Below are 25,669 nucleotides of genomic sequence, written 5' to 3'. Positions count from 1 at the left end.
GCAAGCGCTTCATCGTTCCCCTTCGGGCAGAGTTCGGGCAGAGTTCGGGCAGAGTTCGGGCAGAGTTCGGGCAGAGTTCGGGCAGAGTTCGGGCAGAGTTCGGGCGGAGTTCGGGCAGAGACGGGTGTGCGGGACGGGCTCCACGGCCACGGCCCGGGTGGATGCAGCCCGCCGCCAGAGTCGGGCAAGGGGCGGACCGCGACCGTGACCGACGCGGCCGCCCCCCCCCCCGCCGTTGGCGTAAGCGACCCAGCCGAACGGCCCCTCCGGCCGGGGGCACCGTCGAAAATCCGGGCGCGCGGCGGAGCAGCCCGGCGTAGGCTCCGCCCCTGTGGAACTGCGGACCTTTGCCTTCGACGACCGGCCCGATCTGCACGGACAGGCCGACGAGGTCTTCAGCGCGGGCTGGCCGGAGTTCATCTTCCACGACTCCCTCGCCGACCGGCAGATGGACCGGGTCCGGCGCTGGTTCGGGGACCTGAACCTCCTGCTGGTCGACGACGAGGACCGGATCGCGGCCGGCGGGTGGGGCGTTCCGTTGCGCTGGGACGGCTCGGTCGGCGACCTGCCCGGCGGCTACGACGACGCGCTGGCGCGGGCGGTGGCGCTACGGGAGGCGGGCGGCCGGGCCGACACCCTGGTGATCGCCGCGGCTCAGGTCCGCGGCGACCTGCAGGGGCGCGGCCTGGCCGCCGACGTGCTCGGCCGGCTCGCCTCCGCCGGCGAACGGGCCGGTCTGGCACGGGCGATCGCCCCGGTGCGGCCGACCTCGAAGGCGCGTTACCCCCTGACCGCGATGGCCGAGTTCATGCGCTGGACCCGTCCCGACGGTGCCCCCTCGGACCCGTGGCTGCGGACCCACCTGCGGATGGGCGCCCGCATGCTGGGCGTCGCGGAGCGGTCCATGACGATGGCCGGTTCGGTCGCCGAGTGGGAGAAGTGGGCAGGCTTCCCGCTGCCGGCCTCCGGTCCCTACGTGATCCCGGGCGCCCTCGCCCCGCTGGTGATCGACCACCCCGCGGACCGGGGCGAGTTGGTCGAGCCGAACGTGTGGGTGCGGCACCGGTGAGGTCCGGCGCCGGAGGCGGATGTTCGCCGGACACCGTCCGGGCGGGGGAGCAGCGTAGGGGCATGCAGCAGGAGGACATCTGGGACGCCGAGACCGCCCGGGGCTACGACACGCCCGGGTCCGGCATGTTCGCCCCCGAGGTCGTGGGGCCGACCGTGGACCGACGCGCGGAACTCGCGGGGCAGGGAGCGGCGGTCGAGTTCGCCGTCGGTACCGGCCGGGTGGCGGTCCCGCTCGCCGAGCGGGGAGTCCCCCGTCACAGGTGTCGAGCTGTCCGTGCCGATGGTGCGGCAGCTGCGCACGAAGGCGGAGGAGACGACGATCCCCGTCGTCATGGGCGACATGGCGACCACCGTCGTGCCGGGGGGAGTTCACCCTCGTCCACCTCGTCTTCGACACGATCTCCAACCTGCTCTCCCAGCAGCGGCAGCGCGTCGTCTCGCACTACTTCCGGTGCGACGACACCCGGCAGGCCGCCCTCTTCCGCAGCCCGCACCGGTACATCTGGCCGGCCGAACTCGACCTGATGGCCCAGCTCGCCGGGTTCGAGTTGGAGACCAGGCACGCGGACCGGTCCGGTGCCCCCTTCACCGCCGAGTCACCCTGCCGCGTCTCCGTCCACCGCCTCCCGGATCCGAGGTAGGGGCGAAGAACCGTCGCTCGATTGCCGGACCGCGGGCGGCCGGGACCCGGGGAACATGCCCCGAGCCCCAACCGCCCGCACCGCAGTCCGTCAGCCTGTCAGCCCGTCAGCCCGTCAGCCCACGTGACCACGGTGCGGTCAGGCCGCCCAATACCCGTTGGACAGCGCGGTCGAGCGGAAATCGAAGTAGAACACGGTGCCGCTCGCCACGTCGGTGGCGATCGCCTTCCATTGGCCGGCGGTCACGAGAGTGTAGGACGACTGGCAGTATGCCGGGGCGGAACTGGGGACGAAGCACACCGAGATGTAGCGGTTCGTGTCGGACTTGATGTTGATGTCCGAGCAGGCGCTCGTCGTCTTCAGGTTGGGCGAGTTCAGCGGGGGATACCACTCGCTCCCCGCGGGCTTCGAGTAGGAGTGGGCGCTGCCGTAGCACGACGCGGCCGCGGAGGGTGACTGGTGAGCTGCGGCGTGAGCCGCAGGTGACAAAGCCACGTAGCTGCTGATGAGCGCCGTCGCCACTGCGGCCACAGTGGCCGGCTTGCGTATGGTCATGGTCTTCGCTCCTAAGGGCGTGTTTCCGCACCCGGACGTACTGATCAGAGCGGAGACCGCGGATGATGCTGTGGATCACACCGTTTTGCCTCGGAGCCACGGTGACGCCAACACGAATGCTGGGTCCTTCGGGACCGGGGCGGATTTGCGGCCGTTCATCACAGTGGTGCGGGTCGGTTGCCGGTTGGCGGGTAACACCCTCCCGTTCCGGCGGAGGCGCTGCGATGCTTTCAGCGAGCGCTGAATAGTTCGGGCATCGGCCGGGGGGCTGTTGTGCTGCGTGTGCACTGCACGTCGGAGGATCTGCTCAGGGTGACGGTCGCCGACCGTCCGGCGCCGCTGGTGGAACTCAGCCAGGCTTTCGGGATGCTGCAACATCGTGGTCTGCACCCGGTGTTCAGCCTGTGGCGGCAGCGCACGACCCGCACCCTGCCGCGGTCGGCATGGCTGATCTTGCAGCTGGTTTCCCCACTGGGCGCCGGGCCGCTGTTCCTGGACCCGCCCAGTCACGACCTCGAAGAAGGCTTGGACCAGGTCCTGTCCACGCCTCGCGCCCAGGCTCGCGCGGAGCTGCGTCGAATGTGCGCGATCGACCGCCGCCCGACCCCCTGGGTGCGCCGCCTCGCCGACAACGACCGGGATGCCTGGCAGATCCTCGGGCGGGCCGTCCGTACCGCCCACACAAGTGTCATCGCCGAAGCATGGCCCCGTATCCAAGCCGGCTTCCACGCCGAAACCGCCTGGCGCGCCCGCATCATCGCCCAGCAGGGCCTGCACGCCGCCTTGACCGGCCTGGCCCCGTCCATCCGCTGGCACGGCATGACCCTGGAAGCACCCTTTCCCCGCGACCTCGACATCACCTTGCACGGGCACGGGATCATCTTGCAGCCGTCCCTGTTCTGGCCCGAGCACCTCCTGGCAGGACTCCAGCCTGACGGACGGCTCCTCCTGATCCACCCGGCCGTCACCCCCCTGCCGCTGCGAGACCCCGCGACCTCCCACGACCCGCTCACCGCCCTCGTCGGCGCCACCCGGGCCGAGGCCCTGCGCCTGCTGGTGCGCCAGCAGACCACCACCGACCTCGCCCGAGGGCTCGCCGTCAGCCCGGCAGCCGCCTCCATGCAGGCCAAGACCCTCCGCGAGGCCGGACTGATCGTCTCCCAGCGCGACGGCAAATCCATGTGGCACTGGTGCACGCCCCTGGGCCTGGACCTCCTCGTGCACGGGAGCGCGTGAGCGCGAAGCAGCTATGACACTGGGCGTCGCCGGCGGTGACTCCGGCAGGCCAGTCGTTCCGGATGACCCGGCCGACGTGTTCGGAATCAACTCCATGACGCGCAGGGCGTCGGCGTCGAGTGCCTCGGCGACCTCGTCCAGGTGCTGGTAGCCGACGACGAGGGCGGCGGGGGCCGAAGACCTCGGTGGTGACGAGGGAGGGGCGGCGAGGACGGCCCGCGCCGCCGGGTCGGGCCCGGCCGTGGCGGCCGGGACAGCGCTCACGAAGGCGTCGGCGGCGGGCACGAAGACGACGCCGGGCCGGGTGCAGAACTGACCGGAGCCGAGGGTGCAGGAGACGGCGAAGCCCCCCGCGATCCCGGGCCGCGCTCGGCCCAACCCGCCGGGGCGCGACAACGGGGTTCGTCGCACCCAGCCGGCCGTAGAAAGGGATCGGGTCGGGCCGGCGGACAGCCAGATGTGTCAGGCGCCGAAGTCGGTGCTCGCGACCACCTCGACCAGCCGACTCATGTAGGTGGGTCGATTGAGGTGGTGCGTGGCGAGGCCGGACCAGGCCGGGTGCTCCAGGACGTGGGCCAGCGCGGTGGCGGGGTCGCAGTCGTCGGGGCCGAGGAGTTCACGGGTCACGGCCGCGGCCAGGACCGCCGTGACCCCTCGCGCCGCGAGGCCGGTGAGCAGGGCGGGCAGGCCGCCGGTGGCGTGGTCGGCACGGAAGGCGGCGAGCCAGTCCGCCGACCACCGGCGTCGCAGGGAGCGCGGGTCGCCGGAGGCGGTGCGGAAGGTGGGCGCCATGGCGGTGCGCAACCGGCGCGCCAACTCGGCTGGCTGGTCCGCGAGATGGGGATACTCGGCGGCGAAGTGCCGCCACTCGTAGGTGGCCGGCAGTTCGCCGGTGATGTCGGGCTGCAACGGGTGGGCGGCGTTGGTGGGGTCCGCCGCGATGAACACGGCGGCGAGGGTCTCGTAGTCGACCGTGCAGTGCTCGGCGAGGAGCACGGCGTCGTACAGGTCCTTGCCCTGCGGGTACATGTCGTCGACGATCCACACGAGCTTCCAGGCGAGGGAGAGTTCGGGGGTCGCCCCGAGCAGGCGGGCGCCGGCGACGGACACCTCCTGCGGCGGTATCGGCAGCGACTCGTTGAAGACGAAGTCGAGTTGGACGATGCCGCCGGGAGTGGTGCCGCTGGTCCACGGCAGGACCAGCCGCCGGCCGGGGACCCGGTCGTAGGTCCAGATGTCCTCGCTCACCGCGTCGCCGGCATCGAAGCGGATCGTGTGCGGCGCGGCGGCGGGAGCGGCGGCCCGGCCGACGGCCTGCCGGGCCGCGTGCTCGGCCGCCTGCGCGATGCCGTGCAGCATCGCGCCGGTGCGCTCCTCCTCGATCCGCCACTGCGCGGGCGTGACGACGAAGTCCAGGTCACCGGGCTCACGCGCGGCCTCGCCGAACCACTGGGAGAGCAGCACGCTGCCGCGCAGCACGAGGTGATCACGCCATGGCGAGGCGGCGATCGCGGTCAGCACGAGGTTCATTGCGGTGCGGCGGGCCGCCAGCCACGCCTCCCGGGCGGCCGGCTCGGTGAACTCCGGGTCACCCGCCCGGTAGGCGCTGACGTGGTGTTTGAGCGCCGGGTCGAAGACGGGCCGCTGGACCGCGCGCTCGTCGTCGACCAGGTGGAGGGTGAGCGGCAGGTCGAGCCGGTCGCGCGCGGCCTCGGTCGGGCGCCCGCGCGCCATCTCGGTCTCGCGTATGCCCAGGGACTCCCACGCGTCGGTCATCGCCGTGCCTCCTGGTCCCGTGCCGCGATGATCCATCCGTCGTCGATCGCGGCGTTGCTGTCGTAGACCACGAACTCCTCCTCCGTCTCGGCGATCTCCACCGACAGCTCCCGCACCGCGCGGGTGAGAGCCGCCAGTCGTGCCCGGGCGGTCGGCAGGCCGACGCCGTGGCAGCGTTGGGTGACGAAGCGCTCCTGCCGGCCGGTGCCGCCATGGGTGCGGCGCGCGTTCCACGACACGTGCGCGTCGTGGGCGACGGCGGCCGCGGTGAGCGCGTCGAGAGTGGCGGCGGCGCCCGGGCCGATCGGGTCGAGCAGCACCTTCAGGTGGTGCTCGAAGTAGCGGCCGGCATGGCGTCCCGAGTCGTCTGAGCCGCCCGTGCCGCCGGGGCCGTTCAGCAGCCGCGCCTGTGCGTCGGAGCGCGGCACCACCGGCTCCCACGGCGCGACCTCGATCTTCACCCGCACCGGCGGGAACCCTGCCCCGCGCAGCGCCTCCGACGCCTGGCGGCAGACGCGCAGTTGCTCCTCGTACGGGCCGCGGCCGCGCAGCGTGAGCATCGGCTGCGAGGGCGTACGGCCACGGGCCAGCACGATGTGCGTGAACTTCCAGCCGCGCACGGCCGACCACCGCTCCAGCCGGGCGGCCGAAGCGGGGTCGTCCGCGCCGCGCACCGTGAGGTGCGCCTCGAACCCGCCATCCGTCATGACCGCATGATTTCAAGCCGCCCCGCGCGGAGGGAAACGACTTTGCGGCCGGGCGGAACACCGGGGGACAGCGCGGCAGCGCCGCCGGCCCCGGGCCCCGCGGACGGGCTCACTCCTCGGTCGGTCCCAGGTCCGGCGTGTCGCGCAGGTCCACCACGTCGCGGAGCGCCGCGTGGAGTTCGAGCACCACGATCTCGTTGCGGCCCCGGCGCAGCGCGGTCCCGGGGACGTAGAGGCGGCGCTGCGGGCCGCGGGACCAGTAGCGGCCGAGGGCGAAGCCGTTCACCCAGGCGCAGCCCTTGGTCCAGCCGTCCAGTTCGAGGTAGGTGTCGGCGGGCTCGGCCAGGTCGAACTCGCCGCGGTGGAAGGCCGGTCCGACGGCCGGGCGCGGTCCGGCGTCCGCGAAGTCCAGCCCGGACAGGTCGTCCAGCGGCAGCGACCGGCTGGACCAGCCGGTGATCGGCGCGCCGTTGGCGGTGACGGGCCCGAGCAGACCCTTGCGGTCGTGGACCGCCTGCCCGTAGTTGACCCGGCCCTGGTTCTCGACCAGCAGCGACAGTTCGGCGCCGCCGTCGGGCACGGTGAACGCCAGGGAGTGCTCGTGGCTCTCGCGTTCCAGGACGCCGACCGGCTGGCCGTCGAGGAAGACCTGGGCGCGGTCGCGTACGGCCGGCACGTGCAGCAGGACCGGGCCTGGCGCGTCCAACCGCGCCTGGTAGAGCACGAATCCGAGGCCGTCGCCCGCGCCGTGTCCGGCGGCCAGCTCCTCCATGGTCAGCGGACGGTCGCCGGCGACCGAGGTGCCCAGGGCCAGCAGCCGGTTGAACAGCGGTGCGCGCTGCGGGAGTCGGACGCCGAGCTGGCTGAGCTTCTTGGAGGGCTCGGGCAACGGCGCGTCGGGGACCGGCGCGTAGCGGGCGATGACCTCGCGGAAGGCCGCGTACTTCGGCGTCGGATCGCCGGCCTCGTCCAGCGGCGCGTCGTAGTCGTAGGAGGTGAGGGTCGGCCGGTAGGTGTGCTTGTCGTTGGCGCCGTTGGTGAAGCCGAAGTTGGTCCCGCCGTGGAACATGTACAGGTTGACGCTCGCGCCGGCCGCCAGCAGCCGGTCCAGGTCCGCGGCGGCGCTCTCCGCCGGCCTGGCGGCGTGCAGCCCGCCCCAGCGGTCGAACCAGCCGTTCCAGAACTCCGTGCACATCAGCGGCCCTTCGGGCTGGTGCGCGCGCAACCGGTCGAGGTTCTCCGCGACCCGGCTGCCGAAGTTCGCGGTCGCCAGCACCCCCGGCAGCGAGCCGCGGGCCAGGTCGCCCGGCTGGTCGCAGGTGAACAGCGGGACGTCCACGCCCTGTTCGCGCAGGATCTCCGCCAGCCGCAGCAGATACGGCTGGTCGTCGCCGTACGCGCCGAACTCGTTCTCCACCTGCACCGCGAGCACCGGCCCGCCCCGGCTGCCCAGGTACGGCGCCACCCGCGGCATCAGCTCGCCGAGGAAGCGCTCGACCGCGCCGAGGAAGCGCGGGTCGGCGCTGCGCAGCCGGATGTCCGGGTCGGCCAGCAGCCAGGCGGGCAGCCCGCCGCCCTCCCACTCGCCGCAGATGTACGGGCCGGGGCGCAGCAGGACGTACAGGCCCTCGTCGCGGGCCAGTTCGAGGAAGCGCTCCAGGTCCAGGCCGCCGTCGGCCCGGAACTCGCCCGGCCGTGGCTCGTGGAGGTTCCACGGCACGTACGTGTCCACGGTGTTGAGGCCGAGCAGCCGGGCCTTGCGCAGGCGGTCCCGCCACTGGCCGGGATGCACGCGGAAGTAGTGCAGGGCCCCGGAGATGATGCGGAAGGGTTCGCCGTCGAGACGGAACCCTTCCCGGTCGATCCGCAGTACGGGCATGGGGTCCAGGTCCTCCGCCTTGGTGGTTCGAACATCGGTGCACGCATGATCGATGTTTGCGTAACCATCGACCTGATGCGAGTCTGACCAGCGCGGAGTGCCGTGTCAAGGCTCCGGCCGGAGGGCGGGTGCGCGGCAGCCCAAGGGCGTGCGGCGGCGCGGGTGTTGGCAGGCGCCGGCTCGGCCGCGGGCAGGCGCGGGTACGGCGCGGGCCGGGAGTCGGCGGGGGGCGTAGGTGAAGCGCCGACGGGGGAGCGGGTCGGGCGTTGGACGGGGTCCGCTCAGCGCGCGCCGGCGGGCGGCGGCGCGGTGCTGCCGCGCGGGACCAGCCGGGTCGGCACCAGGTCGGTGCCGCGCGCCGCCTCGTCGTCGCGGATCTGCCGCAGCACCGTCGCCACGCAGCGGCGGCCGACCTCGGCGAAGTCCTGGTGGACCGTGGTCAGCGGGGGCATGTACGACGCGGCCTCCGCGATGTCGTCGAACCCGACGACGCTGACGTCCTCCGGCACCCGGCGGCCCGCCTCGTGCAGCGCCCGCAGCACGCCCAGCGCCATCTGGTCGTTGGCCACGAACACCGCGGTGCACTCCGGGTCCGCCGCCAGCCGCAGACCGGCCCGGTACCCCGACTCCGCCGACCAGTCGCCCCGCAGGACCTCCGGCTCGGCCCGGCCCGCCGCGCCCAGCACCGCGCGCCAGGCGCCGACGCGGCGCTCCGCCGCGAACGACTCCTCGGGCCCGGCCACATGCCACACCGTGGAGTGCCCGAGGTCGAGCAGATGCCGCACCGCGGCCTCGGCGCCGCCCGCCTGGTCGGTGTCGACCACGCTGTAGCGGTCGCCGGCGTTGGAGTCCACGACGACCACCTGCGCGTGGGGCGGCAACGCCACGGTCGCCGAGTCCAGCAGGTGCACCTCCATGATGATCACGATGCCGTCGACCGCCAGCTCGCCCAGCCGGGTGAACGCCCCGCGCACCTCGTCCTGCGTCGGCACGGTCACCGGCAGCAGCGTGGTGGCGTAGCCCTCCTCGGCGGCCGACGTCGCGACCGCCTCCAGGGTGCGCATGTTGCCGGTGGTCGACATGTTGAACAGGATGACGCCCAGCGTGCGGAACTCACCGCGCTTGAGCGCGCGCGCCGCGCTGTTCGGCCGGTAGCCGAGCTCCTTCATGGCCGCGAGCACCTGCTGCCGGGTGGAGTCCACCACGCCCGGGAAGCCGTTCGAGACCCGGGAGACCGTCTGCGCCGACACCCCGGCGAGTTTCGCCACGTCGCCCATGGAGGCGCCGCGCTTGCGCCGGGCCCCCTCCGCGGCCGGCTCGGTACGGGAGGCGGCCTTCGCCCGGGACTGATCGCGGGCGACGCGCTTGCCCCGCCCGGCCTTTGTGCTGTCGCTCACCGCGGTCGTACACCTCGCTGCCGCGGCCGCCGTGCGCGGGCGGCCGTGCTGGTCGTCGTCCTCGCGCGCCCGGCCCGGTCCGGCGAGCGGCCGGGGGCGGCGCTGTGTGATCGCGCAATCATACGGGCCACGCGCACGGACCCGCCGGGCATCGGCCGCCCGACGTGTCGGGCGCGAAGGGGGGAGAGCGACGGGGCCGTGGAACCACCGGACCCCGCCACTCGCCCTCCTGCCGAATTCCTGCCGCATTCCTGTCGAAGCGTCAGTTGACGCTGAAGCCCTGCTGCTTGCCGTAGGAGACGGACTGGTCCTGCCACGCGCTGAGCCCGGAGGTCAGCGTGGTGGAGGAGACGTACGCCTTGCCGACGGTGTCGTTGAAGATCGAGTTCGCGTAGACCTGGTAGGGCAGGTACGACCAGCCGGGCACCACGTCCTTGGCCGACTGCGAGAAGATCTTGTTGGCCTGCTGCCCGCCGAAGTACGGGAACTTCGTGTCGAGGAACGCCTGCGAGTCCAGGTCCGCGGTGGTCGCGGGGAACGCGCCGCCCTTGATCCGGGCCTGCACGCCGGCGCCCCGGTTCGCGTACTGCAGGAACGCGTACGCGAGGGCCTTCTTGCTGCTGGCCTTGGTGACGGCGAGGGAGCTGCCGCCGTTCTCGGCGCTGGCGTGCTGCCCGGCCTGCCACTGCGGCAGCGGCGCCGCCCGCCAGTCACCGGACGCCGAGGCCACCCCCGAGCTGAAGTTGGCGGGCATCCACGCGCCCGTCGCCAGCGTGGCGATGGTGCCGTCGGCCAGGCCCTTGTACCACTGGTCGCTCCAGCCGGAGACCGGCGACAGCAGGTGCTCGGAGACCAGCTGCTGCCACACCTTGGTGTAGGCCGCAGTGCCCGCGTCCGCGCCGAAGTCGACCGAGACCTTGGTGCCGTCGACCTTGTACGGCTTGCCGCCGGCCTGCCAGATCAGGCTGGTGGCCATGCCCGCGTCACCGGTGTCGCTGGTGATGTACGCCTTCGGGTCGGCCTTGTGGAGCTTGCGGGCGTCGTCGAGGTACTGGTCCCAGGTGGTGGGGACCGGCAGCTTGTACTTGTCGAAGACCTTCTTGTTGTAGAACAGCGCCATCGGCCCGGAGTCCATCGGCAGGCCGTAGACGCCGCCGTCGATGTTCACCGAGTTCCACGGGCCGGGGGAGTAGTCCTTGGCCAGGTCCTTGGCGCCGTACGCGCTCAGGTCGGTCACGGACTTGCCGAGCGCGAACTGGCTGAGCGCGTAGTACTCGATCTGCGCGACGTCGGGCACGCCCTTGCCCGCCTGGACGGCGTTCTGCAGCGCGGTGTACTGGGTGTTGCCGGTGCCGGCGTTGACCAGCTTGACGTGCACCTTGGGGTACTTGGCCTGGAAGTCGGTGACCACCTGCTTGAGGGTGGGCTCCCAGGCCCACACCGTGATCGAGCCGCCCTTGGCCAGCGCGGACGTGACGGCGCCCGCGCCGGTGTCGCCGCTCTTCGACCCGGAGCCACCGGAGGAGCCGCATGCGGTGAGCCCCAGTGCGCCGGCGGCGAGGAGCGCGACCGCGGGCGCCCAGCGGCGAAGTGCTGTGTTCGTCATCTCTTTCACTCCGTTGTGCGTGATGTCCCCGAACAGGGAAGCGGGGGGAGTCAGGGGAAAACAGGGAGAGCGCTGCGGTTGTGGACAGCGCCGGCGGTCACTCCTTCACGCTTCCGGCGGCCAGCCCGGACTGCCAGTAGCGCTGGAGCAGCAGGAAGGCCGCGATGAGCGGGACGATGGTCAGCAGCGACCCGGTGATGACCAGGTTGAACACCGGCTGGCCGCCGGCCGTGGCCGCCTGCGCGTTCCAGGAGTTCAGGCCGATGGTCAGCGGGTACCAGTCCGGGTTCTTGATCATGATCAGCGGCAGGAAGTAGTTGTTCCAGGTCGCGACCGTGGTGAAGAGCAGCACCGTGACGATGCCGGGAGCCAGCAGCGGCAGGCTGATCCGGAAGAAGGTGCGCAACTCGCCGGAGCCGTCCATCCGGGCGGCCTCCAGCAGCTCGTCGGGGATCGCCTCGGCGGCGAACACCCACATCAGGTAGAGGCCGAAGGGCGAGATCAGCGACGGGATGATCACCGCCCAGGGGGTGTTGGTCAGCCCCATCTTGCTGAACATCAGGAACGTCGGCACCGCCAGCGCCGCGCTCGGCACCGCGACCGCGCCGATCACCACGGCGAAGACCGCCCGCCGGCCGGCGAAGTCGAACTTCGCCAGCCCGTAGCCGCCGAGCACCGCCAGGAACGTCGCGCCGCCGGCCCCGAGCACCACGTACAGCAGGGTGTTGAGCAGCCACCGGACGAAGATGTGGTCGTTGTAGGTCAGCGTCTCCCTGATGTTGTCCCACAGCGCGAAGCGGCCGCTGAACCACAGGCCGAAGGAGTCGAGCAGCTTCGGCTGGGTCTTGCACGCGTTGATGACCAGCCAGGCCAGCGGCACCAGGGAGTACAGCACGACGATCGAGGTCAGCACGGTCAGCAGCACGCTGCGCCGCGGTCTGCCGGGGGTGTGGCGACGGGCGGAGCGGGACGTGCGCGGCAGCGGGCGGGTCCTGGTCCGGGGCGCGGGCCCGGTGCCCGCCGTGGCGGTGTCGGCGGCCATCGCTCACGCCTCCTTTCGCATGCCGCGCAGTTGGACGACGTAGGCGACGATCATCGTGACGACTCCCATGACGATCGCGACCGTCGCGGCGTAGTTGTGCTGCTGGCCGGAGAAGGACAGCGAGAAGGTGTACAGGTTCGGGGTGAAGTACGTGGTGATGGCGTTGGGCGCGAGGCTCTTGAGGATGCTCGGCTCGTTGAACAGCTGGAAGCTGCCGATGACCGAGAAGATCGTGGCGATGACCAGCGCGCCGCGGATCGCCGGGATCTTGATCGACCGGATGACCCGCCACTGGCCGGCGCCGTCGATCTCGGCCGCCTCGTACAGCGACTCCGGGACGACCCGCAGCGCGGCGTAGAAGATCAGCATGTTGTAGCCGACGAACTCCCAGGTGACGATGTTGCCGATGCTCGCCAGCACCCAGCCGGGGGCGAGCGGGTCGGGGATCGACGTGTGCAGGTGCTCGTTGACGCTCGCGACCAGGCCGAACTGCTTGCCGTACATGAAGCCCCACATCAAGGTGGCGACCACCGCGGGCACCGCGTACGGCAGGAAGATCGAGATCCGGAAGAAGTCGCGCCCGTACAGCCGCCCGCTGTCCAGCGCCAGGGCGACCAGCAGGGCGATGCCGAGCATGATCGGCACCTGGACCACCAGGAAGAGCCCGACGCGGCCGAGGCCGGACCAGAACTCGTGGTCCTGGAACGCCTGCCGGTAGTTGTCGAGGCCGACGAAGTGGTTGCCGCCGATCAACTGGTCCCGGAACAGGCTCAGATGGATCGAGTAGACGATCGGGGCCAGGAACACGAGGACGAAGACCGCCAGGAACGGGGCGACGAAGCCCCACCCGGCCAGTCGCCGCCTACCGACGCGCCCCCTGCCGCCGCGCCCCCGCCCGGTGGCGGGCCGACCCGCGGCCGATGGGGGCGAGAGGACCGCCATGGCTCATCCCTTCGCTCGGCGTCACAACCTCGCCGCGGGCTCGCGGCGAGGGAATGTTTACGCAACCATGGGCGGTGCGGAACCGCTCCTGTTTACGTAAACATTGGATTACCGTGATGCTGGCATCGCAGGTCGGCGACGTCAAGGTCTGAGTCGTGGTTGTGGACGGAACGTGATCACCGGTGGGGACGACCTCTTGGTGGTCGGCTCCGGAAATCCTTCGGGGGTCGGCACGAGGCTGGACCTTGGTGGCGTGGTGGGGCTGGCCCCAGGACGGACACACCTGCTGGCCGGGCAGTGGGCGAGAGTGGTCGTCACTAGCGTCTGCGCCATGAAATCCGTTGATTCGAAAGGCAGTTCGCGCTCCGCGTTCCGTCAGGTCAGGGCCGTGGCAGTCCTGCTCGGGCTGGTGTCAGCCGCCGCCACGCTGACGTCCGGTACCGCGTCGGCGGCTGGGACGGCCCCGAGCGATCGCGGACAGTTGGTGTCCGCTCGGCAGGTGAGCACACTGGCGACGAAGCAGGACGTCGCCGCGGCAGTGGCCGCTGCCGGATTCGACACGGGCACGATCCGGTTCGGGGTGGAGGCCTACCAGCTCGTGTATCGCACCGTGGACCCCGAGGGTCGGCCCACCACCGCCAGCGGCCTGCTGGTGCTCCCCCGTAGCCGCGAACACGCGTTGCGGACCGTCTCGTTCGCCCACGGCACGGCCAGCTACCGGGCCGATGCACCGTCCTCCCTGACCGCGGTCGGGTTCGCGTCCGCGCCCGCCGTCACCTACGCGTCCGCCGGGTTTGCCGCTGTCGCCCCGGACTACCTCGGCCTCGGCGCCGGTCCCGGACCCCACCCCTGGATGGACGTGCCCTCCGAGACGACCGCCTCGTTGGACATGCTGCGGGCAGCCCGCGCCTTCGTGCCACGCACCGGCCGGGTTCTTGGACACGACGTGCTGGTCACCGGGTTCTCCCAGGGAGCATCGGCGGCCATGGCACTCGCGCGGACCCTCCAAGCCGGTGGCGATCGATGGTTCCGGCTCGAAGCCGTCGCCCCGATCAGCGGCGCGTACGACTTCCAGCACGCCGAACTGCCGGCCCTGCTCGCCGGCTCCCTCGACGCGAAATCCAGCGTCTTGTACACCGCGTATCTTCTCGTCGCGTGGAATCGGCTGCACCACCTGTACGACTCACCGGACGAGGTCTTCCAAGCTCCGTACGACACCACCATCGAGGCACTGTTCGACGGTGCGCACACCGGGCAGCAGCTTCTCGCCGGCACACCCGACACCCTCGGCCCGCTGCTCACCCCCCACGGCCTCGACATGCTGCGCCACCCGACCGGCCGGCTGGCCGCAGCGCTGCGGGTGGCCGACAACACGTGCGACTGGAAACCCCGCGTCCCGGTCCGCCTGTACGACGCCGGCGCGGACGAGCAGGCGGCCAATGCCAACACCGGTCATTGCGAGGCCGCCTTGCGATCACACGGCGCGCACGCACCAGTCGTCGATCTCGGCAGCCCGGACTACGAGGGGTCGCGGCACCTGGGCTCCAATGTCGCAGGCACGGCCGCCATCGTCCGCTGGTTCGGCCGACTGCACTGAGCCGGGTCGACGTGCCGCGCGCTCGCGGGGCGCACCGGCGCACCGACCTCCCGATCGATCGGCGAGGCGGAACGAGGACTTCCGGAGCCCGTCACCGAGGTCCGCGCGTAGGCGCCGTCGGTGGCCTGACGCGGCCAGGGCAGGTCGGCGGGGCGCAGGTGGTCCGTTCGTGGACGTGTCCGTCCAGGCGGACCTCGCCGGTGTCGCGGCCGGCGTGGCTGCCGAAGAAACCTTTGACGCCGACCAGTCCGTCGCGGGGGAGCGCGGTGCGGGTCAGGGCATCGGTCGGCGGTCAGGGGCGGGTGGTCGGCGGCCCCCTCCCGGACGGCCGCGTGGTCAGGGCTGCTGCCCCGGCCACGCCCGACAGGGGGCAGGGGGCAGGGGGACGATCGTCGACGTGAGCGGATGAAGTGACCCGAGGGTCCACTTCAGCACGCTGCTGCTCCCGAAGCAGTCCCGAAGCCGGAGCCCCGGCGGCGTCCGCGGATCGCGCGCCGAAGTGCTCCTGGACGCGACGAAGCCCGCTGGGCTGGAGCGATGTGCTCCGCCCGCGGGCTTCCCCGTCTGTCGGGACGACAGGATGCGAACCTGCGACCCCCTGACCCCCGGTTGGGTCGGGCTGGGGGATATCCGCACGGTCGAGGACGAACGCCGCGTGCGGGACGTACGGGTCCGCGAGCATCGCTCACCGCCGCGCACGGCGTGCGGTGCCCTACCGCGCGAGCGTCGTGGGCCGCGGGTCGGCGGACTGTGCCGTCGGGCGACTCGTCCTGCCTGCGCCCCTCAGCCAGGTGAACGAGAGGAGTCCGGCACCGGCCATGACGACGGCCGCACCGACCCCCGCGATGCTCATCCCGTGCGTGAACGCGCCCCGAGCGGCCGTCAGTACGGCATCCGCGGTCCCGTTCGGCAACCTGGTCGCGGCGGCCGTGGCTCCGCCCAGCGTTTCGCGGGCGGCTGCGGCCTGGGGTACTCCGGGGGGCAGCGCGCCGGCCATGTCGCGGCTGTAGGCCGCTGCCCCGATGGAGCCGAGGATCGCCATCCCCAACGCCCCGCCGAGCTCCTGGCCCGACTGCAGCACTGCCGCGGCTGATCCCGCACGTTCCGGTGGGGCCGCGCCCAGGGCGAGTTCGTTGGCGAGGGTCATGGCGGCGACCAGGCCGCCCGCGTAGAGGGAGGCGCCGGCGAGGACGAACCAGAGTGCCGAGTCGGTTCGTACCTGGGCGATCCAGAGGAACCCGCAGGCGGACAGGAGGAAGCTGCCGCCCATGACGTACGCGCGGTCGACACGCTGGGCGAGCGCGGCCCCGGCCGGGGCCGCGACGGCAACCCCGGCGGACGGCACCAGGGTCCACAGCGCGGCGTCGAACGGGCTCAACTCGAGGACGGACTGCAGATACTGGGTGAGGAAGACAGCCATCCCGACCGTGGCGAACATCGCGAGGAGATTGGCGAGCACCGGGCCGCCGAAGGCTCGCCGGCCGAGCAGCCCGAGGTCGACCATCGGATGCGCGAGGCGCTTCTGCCGGCGTACGAAGACGATCCCGAGCACGAGCCCCACGCCGATGGCGAGAGCGGGCAGCGGCTCGTACCCGTTCCGCGCCCACTCCTTGACTCCGTAGATGACCAGGAGCACCGCGCCGAGCGACAGCACCGCGCTCAGCAGGTCCACGCGCTCGCGCTTCGCCGACTTGTACTCGGGCACCAGGAACGGCACCAGCACGAGGAGCAGCGCCATCGCGGGCACGTTGATCAGGAAGACCGCGCCCCACCAGAAGTGCTCCAGCAGCAGGCCGCTGACCACGGGCCCCAGTGAGATGCCCGTCGTCATGACGGCGGTCCACAAGGTCACCGCCTTGCCGCGCTGCCTGTCGTCGAGGAAGAGGTTGCGGATCAGGCCGAGCGTCGAGGGCATCAAGGCAGCGCCGCCGAGACCCAGCAGCGCCCGTACGGCGATGAGCAGTTCGGCCGTGTGCGCGTACGCGGCGGCAGCCGAGGCCGCTCCGAAGAGGACCGCGCCCATGAGCACCAGTCTGCGTCGGCCGATCCGGTCGCCGAACGCACCCATCGGGATGAGCAGCCCGGCGAGGACGAAGCCGTACATGTCGAGAATCCACAACTGCTGCGTGGCGCTGGGCTCCAGGTCCTGACTGATGGAGGGGATCGCGAAGTACAGGACGGAGACGTCCATCGAGACGAGTGCCAGGGGCAGCATCAGGACGCCGAGGGCGGTCCATTCCTTGCGCCCCGCGCGGGGGCCGGGTGTGTTCTCCATGAACGGCAGGGAACCGAGCACAAGGCGTACACCGCAAGCAGGGGCCTAGTACACCCCGTACTCTGCCGTCTTGACCAGCCTGAACTACTCGCAAGTGCACTAGTACAGTGCAGTCATGGCCATGGAACCGCCCTATCTCCGCATCGCCGGTGACATCCGTCGACGTATCGCCTCTGGCGAGCTCGCGCCCGGTGACCGCGTCCCCTCCACCCGGCACCTCACCCGGGAATGGGGCGTCGCCATGGCGACCGCGACGAAGGCGCTCGCCACCCTGAACCAGGAGGGGCTGGTGCGGGCCGTGCCCGGCGTCGGCACGGTGGTGGCCGAGCCGGGACGAGAACGGCCCTCGACGCCCCACCACGGACTCACCCGAGATCGCATCATCCACGCCGCGATCGCTCTCGCCGATGTCGAGGGGCTCACCGCACTGTCCATGCGCCGAATCGCCACCGACTTCGGCGTGTCCACGATGGCGCTGTACCGCCATGTCCCGAGCAAGGGCGAACTCGTCCGGCTGATGTCGGAGTCGGTGCTCGACGGAGAGCCGCCGGGTCCGCGACCACCCGGCTGGCGAGCGCAACTGGAGCGGGAGGCACGGTGGTTGTGGGGGCGGTACCGGCGCCACCCCTGGCTGGCGCGAGCCATGTCGGCTCTCACCAGGCCGACGGCCTCCCCCCACGCGATGCGCTACATCGAGCGGGTCCTCAGCGCCCTGAAGGGCTTGGGATTGACGCCGACCCAGATCATCCACGTCCACCTCGCTCTCATCGGCTATGCCCAGGGCGTGGCGGCCGCCGTCGAGTTGGAGTCGCAGGCGTGGCAGGAGACCGGCATGACGCCCGAGGAGTGGATGGCCTCCAACGAGCCGCGGATGGAGACGATCCAGACCGCCGGGTCCTACCCGACCTTGTCCACCCTCTTCGACCAGGAGGAGTTCGACCTCGAACTCGACACGCTCTTCGAGTTCGGACTCGCACGCATGCTGGACGGAGTCGAAGCGCTGATCGTGCGATCCGGAGACTGCTGAACCTCGAACTCGGGCGGCCGTGTGCTCGGTCGTGCTTGGTAGTCGGCGAGGTGGACGAGGGCGGGCCTCTGCCGCCCCCTCACTCGGGCGGCCGTCATCCTCATGAGAAGCGCGCCGCAGTCGATCAGCGGCTTCGCCCACGACGATCTCCAGCACAGCACTCGCCGCACAGCCCGCCAGGTCCGTCGGCTGATCGGCAACCTGGGCCAAGAGCCCAAAGGCCGCGGTCGTAGCCGCCCACCACACCGCATCGCGAACGCATCCGGATGGCCTCTTCGGTCAGAACCCGGCCATTGCCGAAGCTGACGAACGGAGCGGCAGCGTCACGCCACCATCCCGAGCACAGCCTGCAGCCCGTCCGGTCGGCTCTCTACCGGAAGGTGCTCCACCGGCAGGTAGCGGCACCCGACCGCCTCGGCCCCGCCGTCCTTCTGCCGCTCGTCACCGACCATCAGTGCTTCGGCGGGGTTGACGCCCAACTGGTCGCAGGCGAGCCGGAAGATCCGTGGATCGGGTTTGTCCATCCCCACCTCGTACGAGAATATGTTGGCGTCGATGTACGGCGTGAGGCCGAGCGCGTCGAAAACCGGCCGCCAGTCCCAGCCGACGTTGCTCACGACCGCGATCCGCACACCCCGCTCGCGCAGTCCGCGCAGCACGTCGAGGGCGTCCGGGTAGAGCCGCCACGCGGCGGGCTGGAACGTCCGCTCGTACAGCGCGTCGTACAGGCCCTCCCAGGGCAGCTCCGCCTGCCGCGCCAGACCGGTGAACGCCGCACGGTGCGCCTCCTCGCTGCTGTCGCGCGCCTGCCACACCGCGGCCAACCGATCCGGCACCACCCGTGGCGGCGTGCCACCGGGTACGGCCCCCACGGCGTCGAGCCGCTCCCCGTACCGGCGTACCTCCTCGTCAGAGGCATCGATGCCACGGTCGTCGAGCACCCCGCGCAGCCAGCTCCGCGCTGACTCGATCCGCAGCAGGGTCCCGGACGCGTCGAACAACACACCCTTGATCGTCATGATCGCGACCCTAGCCGCAGCACACCGTCGAGCGTCAAGATCAGGACCCTGGCGACAGTTCACTGTCGAGCGTCAAGACCACGAGGCCGCTCCCGGGATCAAGAACAGGCTCGAAGGCGTCCTGGGAGCGGTGCGAGGTCGTCACCTGGCCGGCCATGATCTGCTGGATCGCCGTGACCGAGGTTCCCGGGTCGTCGGAGAGAGGGGCCCAATCACCGCGCCCGGGTTGATGACGGCGAGCCGGTCGCGCGCGCCGCGTCGGTCGGCGATGTCCCAGGCCGCGCGCTCGGCCCGTCCCTTCGAAACTCTGTAGGCACCGAGCCCGCGGCGGTCCGGTGGGGTCCAGTCGGATGCCGTGAAGACGTGATCTCTGCGCGCCGGGGCGAACTGCACCGTCGCCAGAGCCGAGGTGACGACCACGCGCACCACGTCTGCATCGAGTGCCGCGTCGATCGCCCGCGTCGTGCCCTGAACGGCGGGGCGGATCAGGTCCTCCGGGTCCTTCGGTTTCGTTGTGACGAAGGGGGAGGCAACGTGCAGTACGAACCGGCAGCCCGCGGTCGCGACCGCCCATCCCCCGTCCGACAGCAGATCGAGCTGCCGGATCTCCAGCAACGTGTCGTCTGCGCCTGCCCCTGCCATCGCAGCGCGCACCTCGGCGGCCCGGGACGGTGACCTGACCGACCCGCGGACCGCGTATCCGCGCGGGAACGCGCGTGCGAAGATCGAGACGTGAACACCCTCCGCTTCCGCCTCGCCACCGACGCCGACCTTGCCTCTGTCGTGCGCCTACGCGACGACGCCGCCCACTGGATGCTCGCCCAAGGCGTCACCGGTCAGTGGCGGCCCGGCGAGCTGGGCGTGGATCACTTCCGCCGGATCATGGAGAACGGGGAGGTATGGCTCGCGGAAGCCGCCGGGCGTGCCGTCGGGGCCTGGGAGTTGTGGTGGCAGGACGAGGAGGCATGGGGGCCGCAGCCGTCGACGGCCGGCTATGTGCACCGGCTGATGGTGGACCGCGGCAGTGTCCCGCCCGGTACGGGACGGCGGCTTCTGCGAGTCGCGGAGCGCCGCGTGGCCGAGGCGGGCCGACCGCTGGTACGTCTGGACTGCCTGGCCGACAACGCACCGCTGAACGCGTATTACCTCGATGCCGGATATCGGGTTGTCGGACGCAAGGAGGGAAAGCCGCAACCGGGTGGTACGCCCAAGTCGTTCACGCTCCTGGAAAAGTCCGTGGCGGACGGAGAGGAACCGTCCCGGTAGCGGGCCAGATCCGGAACCGCCGCCCCACCCGCCCGCAGCAGCGGCTACCAGGAGTCGGGGTGCAGACCGTGCCCCGCCGTATCCAGCTGGGACAGTGACCGCTGGGCGAGGATGCCCAGCCGCTCCTGAAACACCTTGCCCGCGTCCGGGGTGAGCGTGGCCAGGGCCGCCCTGCTGCTGAGAACGACGTCGCACAGCTCGTGCTGGACGTCCTCCCACGTGTGCGAACCGCTCTTTCGGGGGTTGGCCGCCGTGGCGCCCATCGCCGCCTGCGCGACCTCGCCGACCTCCTCCGAGAGCCGCAGCAGCCGCGCAGTCTCCGGCGTCGCGTTGTCCTTCTCGTCAAGCCACCGCCCGAGCCGGTCGATCGTCGTCCAAGCGGCTGCGACCAGGCACGCCAAGGTCGCCCCCGGTGCGGGAGGCGCCGGCTGTGGTGGGCCTTGGCCACTCCCGAGCAGCACGAAGCTGAGCGGAGAACTTCGCGAGTCCGTCCGGGTCGAGATCCCCGACGCGGCACACCGACGTGACGTTGACGGCGGCCGTCGGAACGCGGGGCTCGGGATCTTCGGCATACGGGTTGCAATCGATGCTGCCGGAAAGTATCTGCTGACCGCGCCCGTCGTCAGCGTCGATGAACTGATCACGGAACGCGGCGTGGTGGCTGATGTCGCTCAGCCGGGCCCCGAGCTGTTCGACGAGCACTCCGGCCTCACTGGGGTCCTCGGCTGCCCACGCCGGCAGGTAGCCGGTGACCTTGAGCCCGGTCGTCGTGGTGATCGTCCATCGCGCCCCAGGGCCGCCGCAGGTCTCGGCTGGGCCCACGGCAGGAACAGGAAGAGCTGAGCTGGTCATTCACGTCCTTGTCGGTCGGATCGAAACGCGGACCAGTGCTTACGGCGCCGGCCGGCGGGGGAGGGGGAATTCGGCCGCGATCCGGGGTGGGTCGTCCAACTCCCAGCTGTGGCCGCCCGGGTGGCCCTTGAACTCACTGCACGAGTTGTCCGCTTCGCGGCCGGCCGAGCAGTCAGCCTTCTCGACCACGGTGGTCGGGTCGCTGCGGTCTCGCCACTGAGCCCACAGCGTCCCCGCCTCCCGCCCGCGCAGGTTGAGCACCGCCCCGTGGTGAATCCGGCTCGCGGGATGAGCTTCGATCGTGCAGACCAAGCTGATGCTCACGTCGTCCCTGGTGTAGACGTAGCCATTGCCAGCATTGGCAAGCTCCAGCACGGTGTGGCCCAGCGCGGCCGGGACCAGGGTGCGCCGGCCGCAGATGAACCGCTGCGCGCGTTTGACGGGCACGTCCACCAACTCCTCTCGTCTCAAGCGTTTCTCTTGTGTGCGTGCCCGTGATGAAGGGGCCCGCTCCGGCCTCGGCGACCAGACCAGTGGGTCCAACCCCGTCCGGGGGTGGGAAGACGCGGCTTGCCAGGACCTGGCGCGACCGGAGCGGGCGGCCAAGGGGGCCGTTCGATCAAGGGCGGTACGCGTTCCCGGCGATGACGAGACCGATCTCCAGACCGCACAGCACCGACAACGCGATCACGAAGACGATCCCGGTCCAGCCCGCCAGGAGCACCGGTCCCCAGTCCCGGACTATGCGCCGGTGCGGACCGCGAACCTCGCGTTGAGGAATCTCGACGCTCGGTTCCGTATCCTTGACGTGACTTGGCTGTACCACCACACGGGAGTCATCCACAGTGATCGCCTCGCTCGGCTTCGGACAGGACGCCGAGGCTGGTGACGATCAGACGCTCCACGCCGTGCGCTCCACTCAGTGTGCTCGACCTGACCTGCTGGGTCCCCGGTTGGCGTCGGAGAGGCTCGGCGCGGGCCGAGGTGACGCTCGGGTGGACCCCGGGCGCTGAGCGCTTGATGGGTACGAGGCCCAGGGACCGGATGCATTCGAGACAGGCGTAGAGGGGTGAACCCGGTCCGGTGATCGCGGCGGTGGCGTCCACCTGCTCCGCAGACCGGGCCGAGACATCGCCGTGGTGGTAAATGCAGTGCCGTGTCTCGATCACGAACCGGCCTCGGCAAGGGCCACGCACTTCTTGCCCGCCCGGACGACGTTCATCCGTACGACCGTTCCCGGAGGCGCCGTCCCCGGCTCGTACACCGAGTTCGCCACGCTGGTGGTCGTGCCGCTGTCCGCGTGCTCGACAATCACCTGACCCTGCACGTGAGACCGCAGCGCCCATCCATGGAAGGTCCTCGGCTGTTTGAGCGGTCGCGGTAATGTTGCCATGTTGCGCCCCTTCCGGCGTGGCTACACCCCGGACCGTGGCGCGGTCGCGGGGCATCTTTGTCTTGACACTCGTGCACCGCTGATCACTGCGGAATGTGACAACGCACGACACGGAGTTGATCTTGATTCAAACGGTGACCATCACCGGCACCCGAAGCACCGAGCACCGCACACCTGACGAGTACGGTTGCCTCTTCGCCGACCACCTCGGCCCCTACGCCGGGGCGCACTTCCGCATCGGGGGCGCACGGGGCATCGACAGCCTCACCCTGCTGTGGCTCGCGCGGAACACCCAGGCGGCCCTGTCCGTCGTCGTCCCTGGCCGCGTCGTCCAACAGCCGGCGGAGGCCCAGCAAGCCATTGCCCAGGCACGAGACCGCATCACCGACATAGTCGAGTTGGCGGCTGCCGAGCTGCACACGCCCACTTACCACGCGCGCAACAGGTGGATGGTCGACCGCTCGGAGATGGTGATCGGGTTCCCCCGCTCGGACGCCGAGGGCGCGTCAGGTACGTGGCAGACGCTCAACTACGCACGCGTGCAGGGGAAACCTCAGCTGATCGTGCCCATCTGACCACGTTCGGGTGCACGATGAGGACATGCAGGACGAGAGCGGTGCCGCGGGGGCGGCCACCATGAAGGCTCTGAGGCGTCGGCGAGGTCGGTCCCTTGCAGGTGCCGCCCGCGCCCTGGCCGCCCTGGCCGACGACTTACGGCTTCCCGCACTGCCCGCCGTGGCCAGCGTGCAGCGATCCGTGGCCCGATGGGAGTCCGTACGGCCGCCCCGGCCGGACGACCGCTACCAGCTCCTTCTCGCCCACCTCTACGCCCGCACTCCCACGGGCGGCATCGCAGTCGGGCCTGGCAGCGACTTTGAGGAGTACCTCACTGCCCTGCAACTCCTCGGCGAGAGTGAGCACCGCACGGCCGAGCTGCGTACCGTGGTCCTGCGTACTGCGACCGACCACGGCGGCGGAATGCTTGCCCTCCTGGCCCCCGGGCTCCAGGTGGGCTTGGCCGCTGCACTCGCCGACCCCGCCCGCACCACTGACGAGACCGTCGCCGGACTCGCCGCAACCGTCGCCGACGTCAACCGGCAGATCAGCAGCCTGCCCATGGCGCGCCTCCAGCTCCTCCTGGCGCCGGCCGTGGATGCGGTCCGACAACTTCTCAACGGCCGCGTCCCGGAACCCCTACAGGAGCCCCTCCGAATCGCCGCCGTCTCCGCCTACACCCTTGCCGGTCGACTCGCATTCGAGACCCGCGACGACACCGCGTCCGGCAACCTCTATGTCGCAGCCACCCGGGAAGCCCGGCGACTCAGCACGCCGTGGCGGCAGGCGGGCGTACACATGAGCCATGCCCTGACCACCATGTACGCCACACAAGACCTCGATTCCGCCCGGGCCCTGGCCGACAGCGCAGTCGAGGCGGCACACCGCGGAGAAAGCGTTCTCGTTCGATCTCGCGCCATGGCGCTCCGGGCGGAGATGTCGGCCCGAGCCGGGCAGCCGCGCCAGGTGGACACCGCGCTGCGGCTCGCCTGGTACGACATGGACGCCGATCACACCGGGGACCCGGCGTCGACCTCGTTCTCCCGGGCTCATCTGCGGGGCTTCGAGGGCGTCTGCGAGCTGTACGCCGGGGACCCGGCATCGGCACATGCCCAGTTCGAGCGGGCCGCCGACGCGCTCACCGCTCCGCGCGACCAGGTTCAGCGGGCCATCGTCAGCACTGACCAGGCCCTGGCGCGCATCCGCATGGGCGCGCCGCAAGATGCCTCCGAGTTGCTGCACGACTCCGTCTCCGCCGTGGCGAACACCGGCGGCAGAGTGCCGGCGATCCGGATACGAGAAGCCCGGCGCGCGCTGCGGCGATGGCGACGAGAGGACTGGGTCTCGGACCTGGACGACCACCTGCTGGACGTACTTGGGGCCTGACTCCCCAGCATGCGCATCGCCGGACGCAGGCTGCGCCGAGGGACAAAGCTCCGCCGGCAACCCGCGAGGAGCCAACCGGGCAGTGGACGGACCGCGGACGGTTCCCGGGCGTGTCCGGCGGCGTGGACCAGCGGCCGTCCGTCCAAGCCCTGTGACGGGGGGCGTCCCTGCCCGCCTGGTCGGGCGCGGTCCCCGGGGGCGAGGTGTGCGCGCTGCACGTCGACCGGTGTGTCGTGTACGTGGTGAGCAGGATGCGCGTGGTCGACCTGGAGCGGCGCGGACGCCGCGGCCACGTGCCGGCATGGTGGGACGCCCCCGAGTTCCCGGGGCATTCGGCCTGCCGCAGTGGGGCCAGGCAGCCCAGGAGGAAGCCGGTGAAGCCCTCGCGTCCGGGCACGAGAAGCAGCTCGCGCTGCTCCAACTCGACCTGGCGGCCGCGCGCCTCGCGGCCGGCCGGATCGACGGCGCGTTCTTCCTCGCCACGCGGGCACTCGACACAGGGGTGCGCTACCGTTCCGGCCGGATCGTGGAGCGGGCCCGAGCGGTACGGCGCGCGCACAGCTCGGCGACCCCGCCGAAGGTCGTGCGGGACTTCGACGACCGGCGCCGCGCCGTGGAACACGTACGCGCGAACTCGGACCGGCCTCCCGTCAGCTGTGCGCGAGGTCGTCGGACGTCGGGTGGACCAGGAGGACGAAGGTCCGGGCGTAGGCGGCGTCGGTGGCCTGGCGCGGCCAGGGCAGTTCGCGCAGGGCGCGGGTCGCCCGGTCGTGGACGTGTCCGTCCACGCGGACCTCGGCGGTGTCGCGGCCGGCGCGGCTGCCGAAGAACATCTTCACGCCGACCGGCCGGTCGCGGGGGAGGGCGGTGCCGGTCAGCGCATCGGCCAGCGCGGGCAGGAGCGGGTGGTCGGCGATCCACTCCTGGACGGCCGCGCGGTCGGGCCCGCTGCCCAGGCCGATGATACCGCCGTGGATGGCGTGCCAGCCGTGCAGGCCGTCGGGCGAGGACCCGAGCATGTGGGTGGCGAACTCCCCGCTCTGCGCGCCGAATTCGAGAAGGGTCACCGCGGTGGTGGTGGCCCACGCGGTGACCCCGCCGCGGATCTTGTCCTCCAGGGTGGAGCCGTGCCCGGTGACGCAGTCGGGTACGGCGGTCCGCTCCGGGCGGTCGCGGTCGACCAGATAGACGAGATCGACGTGCCCCGGCGACCCCGGGTGGTCGTGACCGAGTACCACCGCCGCGGTACCGGGCCCCTCCACGGCGCCGTCCACCACCTGCCAGGACTCACCCGACACGTCGGTCAGCACCTCCGCCACGATCGCGAGGACAGCCGCATCCGGCAGCCGCTCCCGGCCGTCTCCTGTCGTGGCGCGGCCGTCGCGGCGCCATGGTCTCCACCCCATGCGCCGCACCGTAGCGGGACGGGCCCGCTCCGGCCAACTGG

23 protein-coding genes and 1 pseudogene are annotated in these 25,669 nt (G+C 71.4%); 8 read left to right on the top strand and 16 right to left on the bottom strand.

What is annotated here, in order from left to right; translation table 11 throughout:
• The first annotated feature begins 331 nt into the window (after positions 1-331).
• Positions 332-1,069, top strand: a complete 738-nt coding sequence (locus OG370_RS00920; RefSeq protein WP_328459523.1) for a hypothetical protein — start codon at positions 332-334, stop codon at positions 1,067-1,069.
• A gap of 62 nt (positions 1,070-1,131) precedes the next feature.
• Positions 1,132-1,712 (top strand): annotated as a pseudogene (locus OG370_RS00915) (class I SAM-dependent methyltransferase).
• Between the two features lie 138 nt (positions 1,713-1,850).
• On the opposite strand, the gene OG370_RS00910 reads toward OG370_RS00915, so the two are convergent.
• Positions 1,851-2,267, bottom strand: coding sequence for a hypothetical protein (locus OG370_RS00910; RefSeq protein ID WP_328459521.1), 417 nt, complete (start codon positions 2,265-2,267; stop codon positions 1,851-1,853).
• A gap of 312 nt (positions 2,268-2,579) precedes the next feature.
• Here OG370_RS00910 and OG370_RS00905 point away from each other — a divergent pair, with 312 nt between their 5' ends.
• Positions 2,580-3,503: an ArsR/SmtB family transcription factor gene (locus tag OG370_RS00905; RefSeq protein ID WP_328459519.1), complete on the top strand. Its 924-nt coding sequence runs from the start codon at positions 2,580-2,582 to the stop codon at positions 3,501-3,503.
• A 462-nt stretch (positions 3,504-3,965) separates the two neighbouring features.
• Here the strand turns inward: OG370_RS00905 and OG370_RS00900 are convergent, their stop codons facing one another.
• From OG370_RS00900 to OG370_RS00870, 7 genes are all read right to left on the bottom strand, one after another.
• Complete coding sequence (locus OG370_RS00900) at positions 3,966-5,279, bottom strand: nucleotidyl transferase AbiEii/AbiGii toxin family protein (protein ID WP_328459517.1); 1,314 nt, start codon at positions 5,277-5,279, stop codon at positions 3,966-3,968.
• Positions 5,276-5,986 carry a hypothetical protein gene (locus OG370_RS00895; RefSeq protein WP_328459515.1) on the bottom strand — a complete coding sequence of 237 codons (711 nt, stop codon included), beginning with the start codon at positions 5,984-5,986 and terminating at the stop codon, positions 5,276-5,278. Before OG370_RS00895 ends, OG370_RS00900 begins: the two co-directional genes overlap by 4 nt.
• Positions 5,987-6,095: 109 nt before the next feature.
• Positions 6,096-7,865, bottom strand: a complete 1,770-nt coding sequence (locus OG370_RS00890) for a glycoside hydrolase family 35 protein (RefSeq protein WP_328459513.1) — start codon at positions 7,863-7,865, stop codon at positions 6,096-6,098.
• Between the two features lie 281 nt (positions 7,866-8,146).
• Positions 8,147-9,142 carry a LacI family DNA-binding transcriptional regulator gene (locus OG370_RS00885; RefSeq protein WP_328473697.1) on the bottom strand — a complete coding sequence of 332 codons (996 nt, stop codon included), beginning with the start codon at positions 9,140-9,142 and terminating at the stop codon, positions 8,147-8,149.
• Positions 9,143-9,524: 382 nt separating this feature from the next.
• A complete protein-coding gene (locus OG370_RS00880) occupies positions 9,525-10,868 on the bottom strand; it encodes an ABC transporter substrate-binding protein (RefSeq protein ID WP_328459511.1) in 1,344 nt (447 codons plus the stop codon).
• 97 nt (positions 10,869-10,965) lie between these two features.
• Positions 10,966-11,910 (bottom strand): carbohydrate ABC transporter permease, encoded by a 945-nt coding sequence (locus tag OG370_RS00875; RefSeq protein ID WP_328459509.1) that lies wholly within the window; start codon positions 11,908-11,910, stop codon positions 10,966-10,968.
• Between the two features lie 3 nt (positions 11,911-11,913).
• On the bottom strand, positions 11,914-12,852 hold the full coding sequence (locus OG370_RS00870) for a carbohydrate ABC transporter permease (protein WP_328459507.1): 939 nt from the start codon (positions 12,850-12,852) through the stop codon (positions 11,914-11,916).
• Between the two features lie 499 nt (positions 12,853-13,351).
• On the opposite strand from OG370_RS00870, the gene OG370_RS00865 reads away from it, so the two are divergent.
• On the top strand, positions 13,352-14,449 hold the full coding sequence (locus OG370_RS00865) for an alpha/beta hydrolase family protein (protein WP_328459505.1): 1,098 nt from the start codon (positions 13,352-13,354) through the stop codon (positions 14,447-14,449).
• A gap of 712 nt (positions 14,450-15,161) precedes the next feature.
• Here OG370_RS00865 and OG370_RS00860 read toward each other — a convergent pair.
• Entirely contained in the window at positions 15,162-16,724 is a 1,563-nt protein-coding gene (locus OG370_RS00860; RefSeq protein WP_328459503.1) for an MFS transporter, read from the bottom strand.
• Between the two features lie 115 nt (positions 16,725-16,839).
• On the opposite strand from OG370_RS00860, the gene OG370_RS00855 reads away from it, so the two are divergent.
• The gene (locus OG370_RS00855) at positions 16,840-17,751 is read left to right on the top strand and encodes a TetR/AcrR family transcriptional regulator C-terminal domain-containing protein (protein ID WP_328459501.1); all 912 of its coding nucleotides are present in this window, start codon (positions 16,840-16,842) and stop codon (positions 17,749-17,751) included.
• 323 nt (positions 17,752-18,074) lie between these two features.
• On the opposite strand, the gene OG370_RS00850 is transcribed toward OG370_RS00855, so the two are convergent.
• Together OG370_RS00850 and OG370_RS00845 are read right to left on the bottom strand one after the other, a co-directional pair.
• On the bottom strand, positions 18,075-18,770 hold the full coding sequence (locus OG370_RS00850) for an HAD family hydrolase (RefSeq protein WP_328459499.1): 696 nt from the start codon (positions 18,768-18,770) through the stop codon (positions 18,075-18,077).
• A gap of 141 nt (positions 18,771-18,911) precedes the next feature.
• Positions 18,912-19,424 (bottom strand): NAD-dependent epimerase/dehydratase family protein, encoded by a 513-nt coding sequence (locus OG370_RS00845; protein WP_328459497.1) that lies wholly within the window; start codon positions 19,422-19,424, stop codon positions 18,912-18,914.
• A gap of 78 nt (positions 19,425-19,502) precedes the next feature.
• On the opposite strand from OG370_RS00845, the gene OG370_RS00840 reads away from it, so the two are divergent.
• The gene (locus tag OG370_RS00840) at positions 19,503-20,036 is read left to right on the top strand and encodes a GNAT family N-acetyltransferase (protein ID WP_328459495.1); all 534 of its coding nucleotides are present in this window, start codon (positions 19,503-19,505) and stop codon (positions 20,034-20,036) included.
• A gap of 44 nt (positions 20,037-20,080) precedes the next feature.
• Here the strand turns inward: OG370_RS00840 and OG370_RS00835 are convergent, their stop codons facing one another.
• The 4 genes from OG370_RS00835 to OG370_RS00820 form a co-directional block, all read right to left on the bottom strand.
• Entirely contained in the window at positions 20,081-20,437 is a 357-nt protein-coding gene (locus OG370_RS00835) for a MazG-like family protein (protein WP_328459493.1), read from the bottom strand.
• Positions 20,379-20,888 (bottom strand): DUF6907 domain-containing protein, encoded by a 510-nt coding sequence (locus OG370_RS00830; RefSeq protein WP_328459491.1) that lies wholly within the window; start codon positions 20,886-20,888, stop codon positions 20,379-20,381. The genes OG370_RS00835 and OG370_RS00830 overlap by 59 nt, the downstream gene beginning before the upstream one ends.
• 39 nt (positions 20,889-20,927) lie before the next feature.
• The gene (locus OG370_RS00825; protein WP_328459489.1) at positions 20,928-21,341 is read right to left on the bottom strand and encodes a hypothetical protein; all 414 of its coding nucleotides are present in this window, start codon (positions 21,339-21,341) and stop codon (positions 20,928-20,930) included.
• Positions 21,342-22,053: 712 nt separating this feature from the next.
• Positions 22,054-22,203, bottom strand: a complete 150-nt coding sequence (locus OG370_RS00820) for a hypothetical protein (protein WP_328459487.1) — start codon at positions 22,201-22,203, stop codon at positions 22,054-22,056.
• Between the two features lie 200 nt (positions 22,204-22,403).
• Here OG370_RS00820 and OG370_RS00815 point away from each other — a divergent pair, with 200 nt between their 5' ends.
• Complete coding sequence (locus OG370_RS00815) at positions 22,404-22,856, top strand: hypothetical protein (RefSeq protein WP_328459485.1); 453 nt, start codon at positions 22,404-22,406, stop codon at positions 22,854-22,856.
• A 25-nt stretch (positions 22,857-22,881) separates the two neighbouring features.
• Positions 22,882-24,222: a hypothetical protein gene (locus OG370_RS00810; RefSeq protein WP_328459483.1), complete on the top strand. Its 1,341-nt coding sequence runs from the start codon at positions 22,882-22,884 to the stop codon at positions 24,220-24,222.
• Positions 24,223-24,872: 650 nt separating this feature from the next.
• On the opposite strand, the gene OG370_RS00805 is transcribed toward OG370_RS00810, so the two are convergent.
• On the bottom strand, positions 24,873-25,628 hold the full coding sequence (locus OG370_RS00805; protein WP_328459481.1) for a DUF6348 family protein: 756 nt from the start codon (positions 25,626-25,628) through the stop codon (positions 24,873-24,875).
• Positions 25,629-25,669: the final 41 nt, after the last annotated feature.

It is taken from the genome of Streptomyces sp. NBC_00448 (assembly GCF_036014115.1).
Taxonomy (GTDB): Bacteria; Actinomycetota; Actinomycetes; order Streptomycetales; family Streptomycetaceae; genus Actinacidiphila.
This window is presented reverse-complemented; position numbering and strand designations above follow the sequence as displayed.